At 67.7% G+C, this 18417-nt stretch carries 18 protein-coding genes, 3 tRNA genes and 1 pseudogene; 5 read left to right on the top strand and 17 right to left on the bottom strand.

Features of this window, described 5'->3' with window-relative positions; translation table 11 throughout:
* Positions 1–972 (top strand): helix-turn-helix domain-containing protein, encoded by a 972-nt coding sequence (locus RIN18_RS11640; RefSeq protein WP_309104140.1) that lies wholly within the window; start codon positions 1–3, stop codon positions 970–972.
* A 32-nt stretch (positions 973–1004) separates the two neighbouring features.
* Here the strand turns inward: RIN18_RS11640 and RIN18_RS11635 are convergent, their stop codons facing one another.
* The 3 genes from RIN18_RS11635 to RIN18_RS11625 all read right to left on the bottom strand — a co-directional run bounded on the left by RIN18_RS11635 (position 1005) and on the right by RIN18_RS11625 (position 4278).
* Positions 1005–1673: an endonuclease/exonuclease/phosphatase family protein gene (locus tag RIN18_RS11635; protein WP_309104139.1), complete on the bottom strand. Its 669-nt coding sequence runs from the start codon at positions 1671–1673 to the stop codon at positions 1005–1007.
* A gap of 103 nt (positions 1674–1776) precedes the next feature.
* Positions 1777–2631, bottom strand: coding sequence for a tRNA pseudouridine(38-40) synthase TruA (truA, locus tag RIN18_RS11630; RefSeq protein WP_309104138.1), 855 nt, complete (start codon positions 2629–2631; stop codon positions 1777–1779).
* Between the two features lie 108 nt (positions 2632–2739).
* Positions 2740–4278, bottom strand: a complete 1539-nt coding sequence (locus RIN18_RS11625) for an APC family permease (RefSeq protein WP_309104137.1) — start codon at positions 4276–4278, stop codon at positions 2740–2742.
* A gap of 199 nt (positions 4279–4477) precedes the next feature.
* Between RIN18_RS11625 and RIN18_RS11620 the strand changes: the two genes are divergently transcribed.
* Positions 4478–5170: a DUF2306 domain-containing protein gene (locus tag RIN18_RS11620; protein WP_309104136.1), complete on the top strand. Its 693-nt coding sequence runs from the start codon at positions 4478–4480 to the stop codon at positions 5168–5170.
* Positions 5171–5176: 6 nt separating this feature from the next.
* On the opposite strand, the gene RIN18_RS11615 is transcribed toward RIN18_RS11620, so the two are convergent.
* On the bottom strand, positions 5177–5542 hold the full coding sequence (locus RIN18_RS11615; protein WP_309104135.1) for a helix-turn-helix domain-containing protein: 366 nt from the start codon (positions 5540–5542) through the stop codon (positions 5177–5179).
* 98 nt (positions 5543–5640) lie between these two features.
* On the opposite strand from RIN18_RS11615, the gene RIN18_RS11610 reads away from it, so the two are divergent.
* Positions 5641–6495, top strand: coding sequence for an SDR family oxidoreductase (locus RIN18_RS11610; RefSeq protein ID WP_309104134.1), 855 nt, complete (start codon positions 5641–5643; stop codon positions 6493–6495).
* 28 nt (positions 6496–6523) lie between these two features.
* Here the strand turns inward: RIN18_RS11610 and RIN18_RS11605 are convergent, their stop codons facing one another.
* The 9 genes from RIN18_RS11605 to RIN18_RS11565 all read right to left on the bottom strand — a co-directional run bounded on the left by RIN18_RS11605 (position 6524) and on the right by RIN18_RS11565 (position 12855).
* Positions 6524–6964, bottom strand: coding sequence for a GNAT family N-acetyltransferase (locus RIN18_RS11605; protein WP_309104133.1), 441 nt, complete (start codon positions 6962–6964; stop codon positions 6524–6526).
* A 49-nt stretch (positions 6965–7013) separates the two neighbouring features.
* A complete protein-coding gene (locus RIN18_RS11600) occupies positions 7014–7634 on the bottom strand; it encodes a hypothetical protein (RefSeq protein WP_309104132.1) in 621 nt (206 codons plus the stop codon).
* Positions 7635–8033: 399 nt separating this feature from the next.
* Positions 8034–8107 (bottom strand) — tRNA-Met (locus tag RIN18_RS11595).
* A 34-nt stretch (positions 8108–8141) separates the two neighbouring features.
* Positions 8142–8213 (bottom strand) — tRNA-Thr (locus RIN18_RS11590).
* Between the two features lie 68 nt (positions 8214–8281).
* Positions 8282–9340 carry a M23 family metallopeptidase gene (locus RIN18_RS11585; RefSeq protein WP_309104131.1) on the bottom strand — a complete coding sequence of 353 codons (1059 nt, stop codon included), beginning with the start codon at positions 9338–9340 and terminating at the stop codon, positions 8282–8284.
* 286 nt (positions 9341–9626) lie between these two features.
* Entirely contained in the window at positions 9627–10421 is a 795-nt protein-coding gene (locus tag RIN18_RS11580) for an inositol monophosphatase family protein (protein WP_309104130.1), read from the bottom strand.
* Positions 10418–11419: a hypothetical protein gene (locus RIN18_RS11575; protein ID WP_309104129.1), complete on the bottom strand. Its 1002-nt coding sequence runs from the start codon at positions 11417–11419 to the stop codon at positions 10418–10420. Before RIN18_RS11575 ends, RIN18_RS11580 begins: the two co-directional genes overlap by 4 nt.
* A 106-nt stretch (positions 11420–11525) precedes the next feature.
* Complete coding sequence (locus RIN18_RS11570) at positions 11526–12317, bottom strand: enoyl-CoA hydratase/isomerase family protein (protein ID WP_309104128.1); 792 nt, start codon at positions 12315–12317, stop codon at positions 11526–11528.
* Positions 12318–12363: 46 nt separating this feature from the next.
* The gene (locus tag RIN18_RS11565; protein ID WP_309104127.1) at positions 12364–12855 is read right to left on the bottom strand and encodes an FBP domain-containing protein; all 492 of its coding nucleotides are present in this window, start codon (positions 12853–12855) and stop codon (positions 12364–12366) included.
* A 98-nt stretch (positions 12856–12953) separates the two neighbouring features.
* Between RIN18_RS11565 and RIN18_RS11560 the strand changes: the two genes are divergently transcribed.
* Complete coding sequence (locus RIN18_RS11560; RefSeq protein WP_309104126.1) at positions 12954–13937, top strand: aldo/keto reductase; 984 nt, start codon at positions 12954–12956, stop codon at positions 13935–13937.
* Here the strand turns inward: RIN18_RS11560 and RIN18_RS11555 are convergent, their stop codons facing one another.
* The 3 genes from RIN18_RS11555 to RIN18_RS11545 all read right to left on the bottom strand — a co-directional run bounded on the left by RIN18_RS11555 (position 13938) and on the right by RIN18_RS11545 (position 16041).
* The gene (locus tag RIN18_RS11555; RefSeq protein ID WP_309104125.1) at positions 13938–14831 is read right to left on the bottom strand and encodes a bile acid:sodium symporter family protein; all 894 of its coding nucleotides are present in this window, start codon (positions 14829–14831) and stop codon (positions 13938–13940) included.
* Positions 14832–14944: 113 nt separating this feature from the next.
* A tRNA-Tyr gene (locus tag RIN18_RS11550) sits at positions 14945–15029 on the bottom strand.
* A gap of 85 nt (positions 15030–15114) precedes the next feature.
* Entirely contained in the window at positions 15115–16041 is a 927-nt protein-coding gene (locus tag RIN18_RS11545) for a PfkB family carbohydrate kinase (protein WP_309104124.1), read from the bottom strand.
* Positions 16042–16111: 70 nt separating this feature from the next.
* On the opposite strand from RIN18_RS11545, the gene RIN18_RS11540 reads away from it, so the two are divergent.
* Complete coding sequence (locus RIN18_RS11540) at positions 16112–16708, top strand: hypothetical protein (protein WP_309104123.1); 597 nt, start codon at positions 16112–16114, stop codon at positions 16706–16708.
* Positions 16709–16990: 282 nt separating this feature from the next.
* Here RIN18_RS11540 and RIN18_RS11535 read toward each other — a convergent pair.
* Positions 16991–18417: pseudogene (locus RIN18_RS11535) on the bottom strand (DNA-directed RNA polymerase subunit beta'); the annotation flags it as partial.

Genomic DNA, 18417 nt, shown 5'->3' with positions numbered 1-18417 from the left:
ATGACAGAGTCATCGTGGCGCGGTCGTGTGGCGGTGCTCGCTTTCCCGCAGATCAGTCCGTTCCATCTCTCGGTTCCGACACTCGTGTTCGGCGGTGCCGGGCTCGACAGCGTGGACGGGCTGTACGACGTCACCGTGTGCGCCGAGGAGCCGGGATCGATGCCGACGGGGGCCGGCTATACGATCCAGGTCGACGCCGGGTTGGAGGCCATGGCCATCGCCGACATCGTCGTGATCCCGAGCTGGCGAAACGGGTGGACACCGTCCCCCGCCCTCCTCGACGCGGTGCGTGCCGCGCATTCCCGCGGCGCCCGCATCGTGGGCCTGTGCCTGGGCACATTCGTCGTGGCGGCATCCGGCATCGCCGACGGCCGGGAGGTCGCGACGCACTGGGCCGCCGCCGAGCGGCTGACGGGAGAGCAACCCCAGGTCGGCGTCCGCGAGGACGTGCTCTGGTCTGATCTCGGCGACGTCATCACGTCGGCCGGGGCCGCAGCCGCCCTGGACTGCTGCCTGCACATCGTGCGCTCCGATCACGGCAGCGCGACGGCGGCCCGGCTGGCTCGGGCCCTCGTGCTCGCCCCGCACCGGACCGGATCTCAGGCACAGTACATCCCGGCGCCCGTCGTCGCTGCGACCGCCGACGACCCCATCGGCCGCGCGATGCTGTGGGCGCGGAAACGGATCGCCGACCCCGTCGACATCGACCGCTGGTCGAGTGCTGTGCACCTGTCGCGCCGCACCTTCACGCGGCGTTTCCGTGAGCGCACTGCCACCAGCCCGCAGCAGTGGCTCCTCGATCAGCGAGTCGACCTCGCACGCGAACTGCTCGAGAGCACGACGGATACGATCGAGCGGATCTCCGAGCTGTCCGGCTTCGGCAGCCCCGTCTCGCTTCGGCTGCATTTCCGCCAGCGTCTGGGGGTGAGTCCGGCGGCGCACCGGGCCGCCTTCCGGACAGTCGCCGCGTGACGTCACGATCGAGCCGGTGACCGCCGCGCCGGTCAGTCCGGCCGCACGGTCACCAAAATCGGCCGGTGATCGCTCGATCCCTGCGGCAGCGTCGTGATGCGCTCGATGTCGAAGCCCACCGAGGTCGCGAAATCGTAGTGGCCGCGGAAGACGCGGTAGCGGGTGTAGGTGTGGTCATCGCTCAACGTCATCGTGTAGCCGTGATCGCGCACCGTCTGCCCGAGGTTCTCTTTGAAGACGGGATAGTTGTAGTCGCCGACCATCAGCACCGGGAGCCCCTCCCCCAGCATCTGCAGCTCGGTCAGCGCCGCGCGGATCTGGTGTCGACGAAGCCGGTTCAGCGCGGTCAGCGGTGCGGCGTGGAAGGAGGCCACGATGAGGTCGCGACCCTGATCGATGTCGCGCAGACGCACCCCGAGCACTCGTTCATGCGCGGGCTTGAGCAGCCGGTCGTGCAGCGACTTCTTCAGGCCGATGGTGCGGATCTGCTGTACCTGGAAGGTGTTCGAGCGGTAGTAGAGGGCGAGTCCGAGACGGTTGCCCTGCGTCGCCTGCGCCATCACCAGGTCTCCGACGCGCTCCGGCAGATCCTGCACGTCGCACTCCTGCAGGCACAGGATGTCGGGGGCGTGCTCCGCCTCCAGGGCGACGAGTTCCACCGCCGCCCGGTGCTTGCGGAGGTTGTAGGAGATGACTTTCATCGTCGCCACGCTACCGGCATCACCGGTGATGGGGTGGGGCGTTGACACGCCACGGTCGGCTGTCCAGAATCCCGAGCCGAGGCGATGAGGGCGGCCTTCGGAGTCACTCGCTCGTCGACTGACCGTCACGGCGAGCCCGGGTCTGCGCGGCGCGTCCGGCGAGCAGGTCATCGGCGGGATAGCCGACCTCCACGAGCGTGAGCCCGCGCGCCGCGAGCACCTTGAATTCGCTCGTACGCTCCAGCGCATCGCGCAGCACCACCGGATCCCCGACGTCGAGTCGCCCCTCGCCCACCGCTGCGCACGCTCCGACGAGCGCACGCACCATGCTGTGGCAGAACGCGTCGGCTTTCACCTCTGCCACGAGCACGCCGTCGGCATCTCGCTCCCACCGGTAGTCGAGCAGAGTGCGGATGGTCGTCGCCTCCTCGCGAGGCTTGCAGTAGGCGGCGAAGTCGTGCAGCCCGATGAGAGAGCGTGCCGCGGCATCCATCGCCGTCTCGTCCAGCGCTCCCCGGAGCCGTGTGGTGTCGTGTCGACGTAACGGATCGAACCCCGCGCCGTCGTCGGCCAGTCGGTAGCGATACCGGCGCCAGACGGCGGAGAAACGGGCGTCGAAACCTTCCGGAGCCTCGCACGAACGCTGCACCGTGACATCGGGATATGCCCCGAGCACGCCGCGGATGCGGCTTGCGATTGAACCGGCCGGGTCGTGCGCGGCCTTGCCGTGGCGGGTCTGGATGCGCGACCATTGCCCTTCGTCGAGGTCGACGTGAGCGACCTGGCCTGCGGCGTGCACCCCGGCATCCGTTCGTCCGGCGACCACCAGCTGCGCCTCGGAGCCGATGATGCGGGCAAGAGCCGCCTCGAGGGTCCCCTGGACCGTGCGGAGTCCCGGCTGCTTCGCCCACCCGCGGAAGTGGGTGCCGTCGTAGGCGATGTCGAGCCGGATGCGCACGGAGCAAGCCTAGGACACCGCGGGCGTCCCGCCGCGGAGCGGTGCGGATACCGCGGGCGTCCCGCGGCGGAGCGGTGCGGATACCGCCCGTCGACTGCTCGCCGAGGTTCAGATCCCGCCGTCGATGGACCGGATGAATTCGCCGGGCTCGTCGGGCACCATGACCTCCGTGTCACGGTTGAGGCTCTCACCCCGGAAGAACCGCTTCGACCGTGGGAACAGATACCAGATGAACATCAGCACGATGCCGACGGCGAGCGAGCCCACTCCGACGACGAACGTGCCACCGATCCCGAACAGCACAGTGTAGCCGTAGTCGACGTCCCACATGTCGATCGCCGACTGGATGAACGCATAGGTGAGCATCAGAGCGCCCAGCAGCGGGAACAGCCCTTTGAAGAAGAACGCGTGCGCGGACCGGAAGAGTTCGTCACGGAAGTACCAGACGCAGGCGAAGCCAGTGATCGCGTAGTAGAACGCGATCGCGAGGCCGAGCGAGAGGATCGAATCCTGCAGGATGTTGTCGCTGATCAGTGTCATGCCGACGTAGTAGGCGATCGCGACCACGCCCATGACGAGGGTGGAGAACGACGGCGTCCGGTACTCGGGGTGCACCTTCTTGAACCTCTCCGGGAGCGCCCGGTACACCCCCATGGCGAGCGTGCCGCGGGCGGTCGGAAGGATCGTCGTCTGCGTCGACGAGATCGCCGAGAGGATGACGGCCACGACGAGCGCCCACCCGAAAGGACCGAGCAGGCCGTCCTTGATCGCGAGGAAGAAGTCGTCGGCGTTCGCCTCGTTGCCGAGGCCCGTGCTGTCGTCGCCGAGGCCCGCGTACATCATCGCGGCGATCGTGACGGAGACATACGTGACGAGCAGGATGACCGTCGTCAGCAGTGCTGCCCGGCCCGGGATGCGCTTGGGGTCCTTGGTCTCCTCGTTGAGGGCGAGGCAGGTGTCCCAGCCCCAGTAGATGAACAGGGCGAGCAGGATGGCCTCGATGAACCCCGACCATTCGGTGAACGCGAAGGGGTTGAGCCACTCCCAGTCGAACGGCGTCGGGTTCGGCGCGGTGCCGGCGGCGAACTGCCAGAGGGCTGCGACCACGAAGATGCCGAGCGCCAGATACTGGATCGCGAGCAGGACGTTCTGGATGCGCTCGCCGATCTCGACCCCGCGCCAGCTGACCCACGTCATGGCCGCGATGAAGGCGACGGCGAGGGCGACGACGCGCAGGTCGTTGTTCTCGAGGTCCATGCCGAACAGCGACCAGAAGTACACCGATGCGATCTGCGCGAGGTTCGCCAGCACCACCATTCCGGCAACCGCGACTCCCCAGCCGCCCATCCACCCCACCCAGGGTCCGAACGCCTTGGTGCCCCAGGTGAACGTCGTGCCGCAGTCGGGCACCGCGTTGTTCAGCTCTCGGTACGCGAAGGCGATCAGCAGCATCGGGATGAACGCGATGATGAACGCGATGGGTGCCTGCGCTCCGACCGCGAGCACCACCCAGCCGAGCGTCGCGACCAGTGAGTACACCGGTGCGGTCGAGGCCAGGCCGATCACGGTGGACCCCCAGAGGCCGAGGGTGCCGGTGGCGAGGCCCTTGCCTTCAGGGCGTTGCAGATGAATGGGCGTCGTTGCCATGTTGTGAACAGTAGGCCCACTGCCGTTCTCGGGTCAAATGTTTCTTATTCTCAACCGAATCGTTTGATTACGACCCGAAAACGATGGAATCCGTTGCTCCCGATACGCGACTTCGCGTCGCGCTTCGGCTGCGGCAGCGTGGGGCGCTCTTGACATACATACAACTCTGTTCGTATGTTCGCTCCATGGGAGCGCCGGAGTGACACCCCGCATCGCCACCCGAAGCGCCACCCGCGATGCCATCATGGCCGGGGTTTGGCTCGTGATCGGCACACTCATCGCGATCACCCTCGTCTTCGCGGGCATCCGTGTCGCGACCGATCTGCCGATGATCCTGAGCGGACAGCCACCGGAGTCCGACGACTTCGAGGCCAGGTACGTCGCAGCGAGCTGGCTTGCGTACCTGCACATCATCCCGGGCGTGATCTACCTGGTGGGGGCGCCGATCCAACTGCACCGCGGATTCCGGCAGCGGCACCTCTCAATCCACCGAGCACTGGGCCGCGTACTCCTTCTCTGCGGACTCATCAGTGGCGTGTTTGCGCTCGCCTTCGGCATCCCCTTCTCGTTCGGCGGTGCCTTCCAGTCGCTGGCCACCGCCGTCTTCGGCTCGTGGTTTCTGGTGTGTCTTGTTCGTGCCTACACGGCAATACGCCGCAGAGATGTGCAACAGCACCGACGGTGGATGATCCGAGCCTTCGCGGTCGGGCTCGGTGTGGGCACCATCCGACTGTGGGTCGGTCTCTTCGTCGCAGTGGACGCCATGCCGCTCAGCGACAGTTTCGCCGTCGCCTTCTGGCTCGCCCTCGGCATGCATGTGATCGCCGGGGAGGTCTGGCTGAGGTGGGCGCCGAGCGCGCCGCGGGGCGCGCGCAGCTCGTCGACTGGTTGAGCGCTGTCAGCGCGAGCGGCCCAGCATCCCGTCGGCGTTGTGCGCCACCCATTCGATCAGCGGCAGCATGCGCTCCATGAGGTCGCGCCCCAGCGGAGTCAGACTGTACTCGACGTGTGGCGGCACGGTCGGAAGGGATTCTCGATGCACCAGCCCGTCGGCGGCGAGCGTGCGCAGCGTCGAGGCGAGCATCTTCTCGCTGATGCCGTCGACCTCACGTCGGAGCTCGCCCCAACGTCGGGTGCCGTCCGACAGCGAGGCCAGCACGAGCACACCCCACTTGCTCATGATGTGGTCGAGCACCACTCGAGTGCCGCACCCTTGATCGAAGATCTGGGGTGACGACTCTCTTATTCCCGCAAAACTAACCATGGCGTATGTACCTTACATCAAAGTGGGTACCTGTCACGTGGAAGGTTTGGCAACCGGCGCCGGTTGTCCCCGACGATCATCCACGAAAGGACTTCGCCATGACCATTCTCATCACCGGTGCGACCGGTCAGCTCGGTCGCCTCGTTATCGACAGCCTGCTCGCGCGCGGCGTCGACGCGAGCGACATCGTCGCCGGAGCGCGGGAGGTCGGCAAGGGCAATGATCTGGCAGCCGGCGGTGTACGCGTCGTCGAACTCGACTACGACCGGCCTGAGACCGTCACGGCCGCCGTCGACGGTGCGGCGAGCGTGCTGCTCATCTCGGGCTCGGAGGTCGGCAAGCGCGTGCCGCAGCATCGCGCGGTGATAGAGGCTGCGGCCGAGGCCGGCGTCTCGAAGCTCGTCTACACGAGTGCGCCGAAGGCGACGACCAGCGATCTGATTCTGGCGCCCGAGCACAGGGCAACGGAGGAGCTAATCGCCGCCTCCGGTCTTCCCGCGGTGATCCTGCGCAACAACTGGTACACCGAGAACTATGCGGCGGCCGTCGCGCAGGCGACGCAGTCCGGGGTGCTCGCGGCAAGCGTGGGTGAGGGCAGGGTCGCCTCGGCCAGTCGCCGGGACTTCGCGGATGCCGCCGCGGTCGTGCTCCTCGAAGACGGCCACATCGGCGCTGTGTACGAGCTCGCCGGCGACGTCGCCTGGGACTTCGATGATCTCGCGGCCGCCATCACCGAGGTGACCGGCGCGCCCGTCGCGTACACGTCGCTTTCGACAGAGGAGCACGCACGGATGCTGGAGGCGGCGGGTCTCGATGAGGGAACGATCGGGTTCGTGACGGCGCTGGATGCCGGCATCCGAGGTGGCGCACTCGGCGATACCGACGGCACGCTCTCCCGCCTCATCGGCCGCCCAACCACGCCCCTCGCCGAAGGGCTGCGCGCGATCGTGTAAGGGGCGGCCGCGCAGCCGCCGGGGGCTTTCAGGACAGCTGCAGGCCGAAGTGGTGTGCGTCGATGTCCAACCGCTCCCGGAGATAGAACCGATGGGCGGAGTGACGGTGGACGGCCGAGTTCAGCTCGACGCGCCCGCATCCGAGATCTCTCGCCCGGTGGATGAGCGCGTTGAGGAGCGTCGAACCGTACCCCTTGGAGCGTTCGCCCGAAGCGGTTGCGAGATCGTCGATGTGCAGCTTCCGCAGCACGTGCGTCGTGACCAGTACACGCCACCCCGCGACCGCGACACAGCGATCTCCGTCGAAGACGGCGGTGAATCGCAGACCCTGCGCAGTCCCCTCGGCGAGCACCTGCCGTAGCAGTTCTTGCGTCAGGTGCGGGCGGAGCTCCTGCAGCACCGGAAACGCGAGCGCCCAGCGTTCGTCGTCGGTGTCGAGATCGATGAGTGTCATGTCCGTGTTTGGCATAGGTCATTGTTAGCAGACGCCAGGCGAGGTGTCCACGAGACCTTCTGCCTCAATCCCCCGCGCTTCGCGGGAGGACGTCGCGCTCCGACCTGACCGTTGCGCTATCGATGCGTGGGTCGTTACGCAGCTGCCGGAAGATGGGCAGCTCGGCGGCGACGATGAGCGAATCCGGATACAGCCGACTGCCCCATACGAGGCGCCCGGCGGAGTCCCACGCGAACTCCGGGACTCTGCGATCCGGGCGCACATCGTCAGGGCCGAGGTCGGCCTCGAAATAGTCCTCGTCGAACACGCGGGTTGCCGGGGAATCAAGCGGAGTTTCGCCATAGCCCACCCATCGGAGGCAGCGCATCGCGATGTCGCCGATCGCGTCGCGGAGCGCGGCTGCGGTGGAAGCGTCCAGTTCGCCCATGCATGAGGTCAACTCGCGGACGCCGGAATCTTCATCGGCGATGTGAGCGGTGGCTTCAAACCAATCGACCGACGCTGGCTGTTCCTCGACGTCGACGTACCGCGACCAGCGACCCAGCTCTGTGTCGACATCGGCTGCGCCATCGTGGAACGGAAGATACAGCCGCAGCATCGGCAGATGTCGGTGGGTTTGAGGAATGAAGTCCCTCGCGAACTTCCCCCAGCCCGACTTTGAAAGTCCGCCGCTCTCGTCATCCATGTTCAAAGCGTAGCGACGGAGCTGTTGGCGGCTGCTGCCCGATTGTTCGGCCTGTGTCCGATCTGGTCGTTTCGAACGACCTATGGTCTGCGTGAAGACCTGTTTCGGCCAGCGTGTCCGCGAAGCTTCTCAGCGGGGCCTTATCCCTCGCATGAGACGCCAGTATGACTATGTCGGTTTCCACCGACCGCGGGCACTCCTCATCGGTATGAGGGACTTTCTTGCGACCCGGAACCCGCAGACGATCGCCGAACTCTGCCATCCGCCGACCAGTGCGGGCGAGTGGGCGCATTGGACACTCTGGCTCATCATCGCGATCCTCGAATAAAGGGTGCGATGCTGCGGCCGGCGGAGCCAGAAAAAGCCCCGGACGAATCCGGGGCTTCATCAACACTTCTGTAGCAGGAGCGGGGCTTGAACCCGCGACCTCACGATTATGAGTCGTGCGCTCTGACCAGCTGAGCTACCCTGCCGCGAGGCATCCGTCCCATGAGAAGAATGCTTGCGAGCCCCGAGTCAGGATTGAACTGACGACCCCTTCCTTACCATGGAAGTGCTCTGCCACTGAGCTATCGGGGCGTGCTGCCCCTCGCGGGGCAACCACACGAGAATACCATCACTCCGGCGTTCTCATGAAACCGAGGCGGTCAATACGAGTATCGACCGGCGTTCTTGTTGAGCCACGGCATCGGGTCGATCGTCGACCCGTTGACGATGAGCTCGAAGTGCAGGTGAGCGCCGTAGGAACGGCCGGTGTTGCCGGTCAGACCGACGATGTCGCCGACCTTCACGGTGTCGCCGGCCTTGACCTTGAGCGAGCCGTACTGCATGTGCGAGTAGTGGCTCGTGATGACCTGTCCGTCGATCACGTGATCGATGTAGACCGTGACGCCGTAGCCGCCGCCCTGCTCGGTCGCCGTGCGCACGGTGCCGTCGGCGATCGCCTGGATTGGAGCGCCGTTACCGGGCACGAAGTCAATGCCGGCGTGAAGCCGCCCGTCGCGCATGCCGTAGCCCCAGGTCATTCCGACGCCGACCATGAACGGCCACTGGATCGCGGCCTCGGGGTCGTTCGTGTAGACGTCGCTCGAGAACTTGATCCCCTGCTCGGCGGCGATGTCGAGCAGCGACACCGTGGTGAACTCCTCGGCGCGCGCGAGCGATTCGTTCTGCACGTCGGACGACGCGACGTAGGCCTGGATCTCCTCGTCGCTCGCTCCGCTGCGGCCGTCGACCTTGGATGCGGTGACGAGTGAGGTCGCGGCGGCGGCCTGCGGATCGCTCGCAACCGCCAGCGCCTCCGCCGGGAGTGTCATTGACACTGCGAGGAGACCCGCGATGCTCATGACACCGAGGGTCGCGCCGATGGTGACGAAACGGCGCGTGCCACCCGAACGCCGCGGAGCGACGTGCACGGGTGCGGCGGCAGTCTCCGTCGTCTGAGGCTCGGGGGCAGCAGCAGCCTGGGCGGGCTGCTCACCGATGCGGAATGCACGGGCAGCCTCTTCGAAGGCGTCGATCTCCTCAGAGGTCGGCATCCCGGCGACCGGGGTCTCGGCGACCGGAGTGTCCGCGGTCGGAGCCTCGGGCGCGACAGCATCCGCCGTCGCGCCGGTTGAACCGGCGGGCTCGGGGGCGACCGACTCGCCCGGCGTCGTCTCAGACGCGGCGGCGGCCGCGCGGAGGCGGGCGGCGCGGCGGGACATTACGAACGCGGATGCCGAGGACTCTGAACCAACGGGGGCGGGGGCCGGCGCGGCGAAGCCGGCTGCCGTCGTTCCCGCCGCAGGGGCCTCTGCGGCCGCGTTGCGGAGTCGGCTGGCACGGCGCGTGGGCGCAGGGGCAGCCTGGGAATTCTCGAAGGGCAAAACTGTTCTCTCGGGGTCGTACGTCAAGCTCAGGGGCGCTTACTCAACTCTCACCTCTCGGGAAGGCGAAAGTAACGATCGGATAAACACTACCCTGCTCGTGCTGGGAATGCCATGAGCGCGCTCATGATTCCTCGGCGAGCAGGTTCAGAAGGCGACCATGCACGAGCGTACCGCCCGCGACCAGCATCGGCCGCGGCGACTCGACGTCGAGCAGCGACACTCGTCCGCCCGCCTCCTCGACCAGAAGAGCCCCGGCCGCCATGTCCCACGGCTTCAGCCCGCGCTCGAGATAGCCGTCGAGCCGCCCCGCGGCGACATACGCGAGGTCGAGCGCTGCAGCGCCCATCCGGCGAAGATCGCGCGCCATGGTCATCACGCGTCGTACCGTCAGCAGATCGCCGTCGTGCGTCTCCGGGTCGTACCCGAAACCCGTCCCGAGCAGGGCGCCGGCCGGCACCTCGGTGGAGACCGCGAGACGGACCCCGTCGAGCCATGACCCCTCGCCGCGGGCGGCGGTGAAGAGTTCTCCCAGAGCGGGAGCGACGACGGCCGCGGCCAGTGCTTCCCACGACCCGGGTTCGACGACTCCGCGCACGGCCGCGATGCTGACGTTGTACAACGGGATGCCGTAGGCGTAGTTCACCGTGCCGTCGATGGGATCGACGACCCAGGTGATGCCGGTCTCGCTGCTCGCCGCGCCCGACTCCTCGCCGAGGAAGCCGTCTCCCGGGCGCTCGGCGCGCAGTCGCGTGCGGATCAGCTCTTCGACCTCGCGGTCGGCCTCGGTGACGATGTCGGAGAGCGTCGTCTTGGTCGCGGCCAGACTCACGCCCTCCTGGCGTCGCCGGCGAGCGAGCTCCCCCGCCTCACGTGCGATGTCGGCGGCGAGATCCCGCAGGTCGAGTTCGAGACTCACTGCTGCGCGGAAGGGGCCGCGGGCGGAGGAGGCGGGAACGCCGTGTGATCACCCGCGGCGGGAGCCGGCGGTGCGGGTGGCACCGGAGGCGCGTCGGGAGCAGCGGGCGCCGGCGGTTCCGCCGACACAGGTGCCTCGGGCGCCGGCGGCACGGCCGCGGGAGCGGCTGCGACGGGAGCCGCCGGAACGGTCGGGAACTGCGGAGCCGGTGCCGCTGGAAGCGACTGCTGCTGCGGTGCCGTCGGGTAGCCGGTGTAGTACGCGTTCCAGTCGGGCTGTCCGTCCGCGAGCACGGGAAGCGGAGTGAACCCGTCGGCGTACGTCGGCCACGACGGAGCGCCAGTGGGCGCGCCCGCGGCGGCGACCGGCCGCTTCTTCGGGGCGAACAGCGCGTTCAGCAACGGCACGAGCGTCGTTCCGACGGCGGCGAGGATGGTCAGCGCGACGACGATGCGCCAGTACAGCTCGACGTAGTCGAAAGTATGCGGGAAGGTCAGGAAGAAGACGAGCATGGCGACGAGCGCGACCAGGAACACCAGCGTGACGATGTAGATCACCCGGGTGAAGGTCGTGACGTGGCGCTTTGCCGCCGGGGTGTACAGCCGCACGTGCAGCAGCGCCAGCTGCAGGATGCCGACCACCAGCAGCAGCTGGAAGAACCGCTCCGCTCCGCCGAAGTAGTCCTCATCATCCGGGAGCCAGATCTTCACCGCGCCCACGAGGAGCGCGACGATCCACGACACCATGCTGGCCAGAGCCAGCCAGTCGGGCCGATTGGGCGCGAGCCCCGCCTCGAGGATCGCGATCCCGGCGAATGCGGCCAGGAGCAGGATCGTCAGGAACGCCCGGGCGATCAAGCCGTCCTGATCGCCGACCAGCACCCAGATGACGCACACGATGGCAGCCGCGATCAGCGCGCCGATCGCGATCCAGATGGCGCCTCTGATGAGCAGGGACGTGTTCTTCTTCTCGGCCTTCGCGGTCTCCGGCTGGGACATGGCGATCCTCTCGTTGAGCGGCGGTGCCTTCATACTGCCACGCGCAGGGGTCGAACCCGTGTCGGCCCTGCCGCCTGGGGAGAGTTCGCCGCTGCGCGGCATCCGCTCAGCTCTTCCTGGACTGCGCCGCGAAAGCGGCGATGCGTGCCTGCGCGTCGGGAGTCTCCATGAACGCACCGATCGAGCGGGCCTCTTCGCTCAGCTGCTCCGCGAACGTCCGCTGCGGCTGCGACCGCACGAGCTGCTTCGCCTTGCCGTACGCGTCGGCTGCTCCCGCGAGCCAGAACCGGGCGATCTCCTCGCCGCGGGCGCGCACGAGATCGGCTTCAGAGACGGCATCCGTGCCCTCGACGACCTCAGCGACCAGCCCCCAGTCGAGAGCCTCCTGCGCGGTGAGGAGGCGGTCCTGCAGCACGAGCTGCAGGGCGCGGCGCTCACCGACCGCGCGGGCGAGCTGGGCTGACACCGACAGGTCGGGCGTCAGGCCGATATTGGCATAGAGACTGCCCAGGCGCGAGCGCGACCCCACAACGGCGTAGTCGCTGCACAGCATGATGCCGAGCCCTCCCCCGGCGGTCGTGCCGTATGCTGCGGCGACGACCGGGATGGCGGACTCGGCGAGCGAGCGGATGCCGGCATTGATCACCTCGGCGAGCGCGGTGATCTCGGCTCCCGAGCCGGTTCGCGCCGCCATGTCGATGACATCACCGCCCGCGCAGAAAGCGGGACCGGCAGCGTCGAGGAGGATTGCTTTCACATCGGACCGTGACGTCGCCTCCGCGGTCGCGTCGCGCCACGCGTGGGCGAGATCGGCGTTGAAGGCGTTGAGACGCGTGGGGCGGTTCAGCGTGAGCCGCGCCATCCCCTCGGTCACAGACAGCAGGATGGCATCGCTCACGGCTTCTCCTTCGAGCACAGGACGGATGCCCCCAGACTAACCGCGATCAGGCGTGCTCCAGCGCGCGGACGAGGAACGCCTCCATGCGTCGCCGGGTGCCGTCGAGTCGGGAATCGACCTGGCCGGCCGCGCGGATCTCGTTCGGGGCGAGCGGGTGGGCGAGACGGACGTTCTCATGGCACGACAGATCCGCGCACATGTAGGTGCCGACGGAGTCGCCGCGCGCTCCAGCGCTGCCTGCTCGGCGGGCGGACAGCAGGGCCACCTGGTTGCCGGGCTGCATGGTGTGGCAGATGTTGCACATGCCCGAACGGCCGCGCCCTGGCTCCGAGATACGCAGGACGACGCCGATCACGCGGCCCTCGTGTTCGATGAGCACGTAGCCGCGCCGGCCGGCACTCGGATCGCGCCAGGCGAAGAAGTCGAGGTAGTCCCAGTCGACCAGCATGAAATCGTGCGGCATCTCCATGACCCGGAGCTCGGCTTCGTCCGCATTGACGAACGAAGCCCGGACATCGGCTTCGGTGAGCGCTCGCATCGCTCCAGTCTATGAACTCCGCCGGTGACGACATTCCATCGGATCCGTCGTGCGGAGTGCGTAGGCTCGGATCACATCTCATCACGAGGAGAGAGCACATGATCACTCGCACGCTCGGCGACGGCCTCGAGGTCTCGGCCATCGGTTTCGGATGCATGGGTCTCAGCCACAGCTACGGACAGGACATCGGTCGGGCCGAAGCGATCGACGTGATCCGCCGCGCGGTCGACCTGGGGGTCACCTTCTTCGACACCGCCCAGGTGTACGGGCCGTTCACGAACGAGGAGATCGTCGGCCAGGCGCTCGCACCCGTGCGGGACCGGGTGGTCATCGCCACCAAATTCGGCTTCGATTACGACGGCGTCACCTCCTCGGGCCTGAACAGCCGGCCGGACTACATCAGGCAGACCGTCGACGCATCACTGCAGCGGCTCGGAGTCGACCGCATCGACCTGCTCTACCAGCACCGTGTGGACCCGGACGTGCCGATCGAGGACGTCGCCGGCACCGTGAAGTTGCTCATCGACGAGGGCAAGGTCGCCCGCTTCGGACTCTCGGAGGCGGGAGCGGCGACGATCCGCCGGGCGCACGCCGTGCAGCCCGTCACCGCCCTGCAGAGCGAGTATTCGCTGTGGTGGCGCGAGCCGGAGGCCCAGATCCTGCCGACGCTCGACGAGCTGGGCATCGGGTTCGTGCCCTTCAGCCCACTCGGCCGCGGGGTGCTCACCGGCGCCATCGATGCGTCGACGACCTTCGGCGACGACGACACGCGTTCGACCCTCCCCCGCTACACGCGGGAGAACCTGCGGTCCGGTCAGAGTCTCGTCGACGCCCTGACGCGGATCGCGCGCGGCCGCGATGCCTCGCCCGCGCAGGTCGCGCTGGCCTGGCTGCTCGCGCAGCGACCGTCCATCGTCCCCATCCCGGGCACGACGAAGCTTCAAAGGCTCGAAGAGAACGCCGGCTCCGTCGAGATCGAGCTGGATGCCGGTGAGATCGCAGAGCTCACGGAGGCATCCGACCGGCTCGACACCTCGGTCGACCGCTACCCCGAGCGGATGCAGGGCTGGATCGACCGCTGATCAGCCGACGGCCGGCCGATCGGCCGGCGCTGTCTCGACGGCAGTCGGGGTGCTCGCGGACCGATCGCGGATGAGGAAGCCGAAGCCGAACGCGACGAAGAACATCAGCACACCGTAGACAGCCGCGGGCAGGCTAAGCTCCACCGACCCCAGCACCGATTGCGCGATCACAATCGCCAGCGTGGCGTTGTGGATGCCGATCTCGAACGACGACGCGATCGCCTGCCTCTTTCCCACTTTCAGCAGTCGTGGCATGAAGAATCCGACAGCGAGACTGATGAGGCAGAACAGCAGGGTGATGAGCGCCAGCCGGGCGAAGTTGTCGACGAGCAGCGCCCAGTTCGAGGCGACCGCACCTGCGATGACGACGATGAGGATGACGACCGAGGCGATCCGCACCGGCTTGTCCATCGCATCGGCGAAGCGCGGCTTGAACCGCCGGATCAGCATGCCGACGGCCACAGGCAGCAGCACGATCGCGAACACCTCGAGCGCCTTCGCCCACTGCAGGCCCAGTCGATCGTCGAAGGGCCGGAAGTACGCGATGGCGAGGTTCGTGATGATCGGCAGCGTGATGACCGCGATCACCGAGTTGACGGCGGTGAGTGAGATGTTCAGGGCGATGTCGCCGCGGAACAGGTGACTGTAGAGGTTCGCCGTCGTGCCACCGGGAGACGCCGCGAGCATCATCATGCCGACGGCCAGCACCGGCGGCAGCTGGAAGAGCAGCACCAAGCCGAAGCAGATCGCCGGCAGCAGGATGAGCTGGCACGCCAGCGCGATGATCACCGCCTTCGGCTGCTTCAGCACCCGCGCGAAATCGGCGAGGGTGAGGCTGAGCCCGAGGCCCAGCATGATGATGCCCAGTGCGACAGGCAGTCCGATGGTGGTCAACGCTGATCCCATGGGACTCAGTGTGGCGGATGCGGGGCCTCGGTGTCACGCATTCCGACGGCTTCGGAGTGGGACGACGAAGGGCCCCGCGCTGCGGGGCCCTTCGTCGAGTGTGGTGGCGAGTGAGGGATTCGAACCCCCGAAGGCTGAGCCGTCTGATTTACAGTCAGATCCCTTTGGCCGCTAGGGTAACTCGCCAATGCGCACCCGTCCGACTTGAACAGCCAACCGGGGGCACGAAGAATCATCATACCCGCCCCGGGCAGGTGGATGAAATCGAGCCTCAGCTGCCGAAGACGCCGCGCTCGGCGTCTTCGAGCGACTCCGGAGTGCGCAGCAGACCGCCCTCGCCGCGGCACGTCGCGGCAGCGACATCCATCGCTCGGCCGAGGAGCGATCCCCACTCCTCCAGGTTCTGAGGAGACGCGTCGACGAGCCCCGCGGCCACCGCCGCCAGCGTCGCATCGCCCGCTCCGACCGTGTCGACTACGGCGCCGGGCAGCACCGAGATGGGAGCTTCGACCGTGCCGGCATCCGTCTCGATGATCGCTCCGTCCGCGCCCGCCGTGGCCAACACGGCCCCGGCGCCGAGAGACCGCAGCCGCGATCGCAGCGCGTCCAGTTCGCTGCCGTACAGCAGCGTGGCGTCATCCGCACCGACCTTCACCAGGTCGGCGCCGGCCGCGACCCGCTCGAAGCCCCGCACGAATTCCTCCCTGTCGGCGAGCATGCCCGCTCGCGGATTCGGGTCGATCGCCAGCCGTGCACCCGTCACGGCGTCGGCGAGAGCATCGACCTCAGCCGGTACGTCGAAGGGGAAGCAGCTGACGGCGACGACACCGGCACCAGCGATGGCCCGCTTCGCCTCGTCGGAGTACCGGATGCTCCGCTGCTGCGCCGCCTCGTTGAAGACGTACTCGGGCTCGCCGTTCGACGTGCGCTGCACGATCGCGCGGGAGGAACCGGCGGGCGCCGCGCTCGAGATGAGCTTCACGTCGTGATCTCGCAAGTACTCGCGGATGTGATCGCCCGCCTCATCATCGCCGACCATGGCGATCAGGGTGCTCGAGACGCCGAGACGCCGCAGGCCCACCGCGACGTTCAGCGCCGCGCCGCCGACGAGTTCGCGCACGCCGGCGTGATCGCGGATCTCATCGATGAGGGCGTCGCCGATGACGACGACGCGGGAAGCAGGCTGCGGGAGACTCATCCGCCGAGACTATCGCGACGCGCTGCCGGGCCCTATCCCCCGCCAGTTCCGGGAGCGGTACGGTGTGCCCATGAATGCACGAGTCTCCGCAGGTGCTGTCGCACTGCTGCTCAGCGTCGTCCTCGTCGGCTGCGGCACCCAGGCGCCGGGCGGAGTGGATCCGAGCGGGTCGCCGAGCGCGACATCGACGCCGTCACCGGACCCGGAAGAATCGGCATCCGCGACCCCGAAGCCGACCGCGACGAACAAGGCCACAGACCTTCCCACCGACTGCCGCGCCATCCTCTCGGAGGACGTGCTCGCCCAGCTCGACGGCGTGCCGCTGAACGACGCCGCCTTCGGCCCGTCGGGCGTGGGATCCGACGGAACGCTCACCTGCGTCTGGGCAGACCCCCGCGCAGACACGACCCGTCTCGTCACGACGATCTCGGCGATGAACCGCGGGCCGGCGCTCGACATGCTCAACGCCCTGGCCGACGACGAGGGCTTCTCCTGCTTCACCCCCGACGGCGGCACGCGCTGCGAGAAGACCTGGCCGAACGAGCAGTATCCGGTCACCGACGGGCGCACCCTGTTCTGGCGCGACGACGTGCTGATCGACACGCGCTATTCGAACCTGTCACCGTCGGGATACACCTCCAGCATCGTGGAGCACCTCTTCGAGTAGCGCCGACCGGGCTCGCGCGCGACGCCGGCCAGGCTCCCGCGCGACGCCGAGTGCACGGCATCCTGCCGAGTGCACGCGTTATAGACGCGAATTTGGCGCGCACTCGGCGACATCGCGTGAACTCGACGACGCAGACGCGAGACCGACGCCGCAGACACGAGACCGACGCCGCAGACGCGGGACCGACGACGCAGACGCTAGACCGACGCGCCACGCGGCATCCCCGAGAACACGAAGAAGGCCCCGGGGCGAACCCCGGGGCCTTCGTCACGTCGTCACACCTCAGTTATAGGTACCGGGGGTGATGTCGTCGGTCGAGAACGCGTCGAAGTCGACGTAACCGAAGTCGCCGTCGGCGTACGCACCGTCGGATGCGAAGATCCGGTTCGGGTAGCGCTCGCTCTTGGCTTCCTCGGTCGCCTCCACCGTGACGTTGCGGTACTTCGCAAGGCCCGTTCCCGCGGGGATGAGCTTTCCGATGATGACGTTCTCCTTGAGACCGACCAGCGGATCGCGCTTGCCCTGCATGGCGGCCTCGGTGAGCACGCGGGTCGTCTCCTGGAAGGAAGCGGCCGACAGCCACGACTCCGTCGCGAGCGACGCCTTCGTGATACCCATCAGCTCGGGACGACCCGACGCCGGGCGCTTGCCCTCGGCCACGGCCTCGCGGTTGATCGCCTGGTAGCGCTTGAGGTCGACCATCTCACCCGGGAGCAGGGTCGTGTCGGCGTGATCGACGACGGTGACCTTGCGGAGCATCTGACGGACGATGACCTCGATGTGCTTGTCGTGGATCGGCACACCCTGCGAGCGGTACACGCCCTGGACGCCGCCGACGAGGTAACGCTGCACCTCGCGGGCGCCCATGACGCGCATGATCTCCTTCGGGTCGAGCGTTCCGACCAGGATCGGCTGACCGACCGTGACGTGCTGACCGTCCTCGACGAGAAGCGTCGCACGCTTCAGCACCGGGTAGACCACTGCCTCGTCGCCGCTGTCGGGCGTCAGGATGACCTTCTTGCCCTTGTCGGTCTCGTCGATCGTGATGCGACCGTCTGCCTCGGCGATCGGCGACGCGCCCTTGGGAGTACGCGCCTCGAACAGCTCCTGCACACGGGGCAGACCCTGGGTGATGTCATCCGCCGATGCCGAACCGCCGGTGTGGAAGGTGCGCATCGTCAGCTGGGTACCGGGCTCACCGATCGACTGGGCCGCGATGATGCCGACGGCCTCGCCGATGTCGACGGTCTTTCCGGTGGCCAGCGAACGGCCGTAGCACTGCGCGCAGACACCGACGGCCGAGTCGCAGGTCAGCACCGAGCGCACCTTGATGCTCTCGACGCCCAGGGCGACCAGCTTGTCGATGAGCACGTCGCCCACGTCGTCGCCGGCAGCGGCGAGAACCTCGCCGGCGTCGTTCACGACGTCGGAGGCGAGCGTACGGGCGAACACCGAGTTCTCGACGTTCGCGTCGCGCACCAGCTCACCCTGCGAGTTGGGAGCGGCGATCGGGAGCGCGAGGCCCTTCGACGTGCCACAGTCCTCTTCGCGGATGATGACGTCCTGCGAGACATCCACGAGGCGACGGGTCAGGTAACCCGAGTCGGCGGTACGCAGAGCGGTGTCGGCCAGACCCTTACGGGTACCGTGCGTCGCGATGAAGTACTCCGCCACCGACAGACCCTCGCGGTACGAGGAGATGATCGGAC

This window comes from Microbacterium sp., assembly GCF_031179285.1.
Classification (GTDB): Bacteria; Actinomycetota; Actinomycetes; order Actinomycetales; family Microbacteriaceae; genus Microbacterium.
Note: the sequence above shows the minus strand (reverse complement) of the source record. Positions and strands in the feature narration are given on the sequence as shown.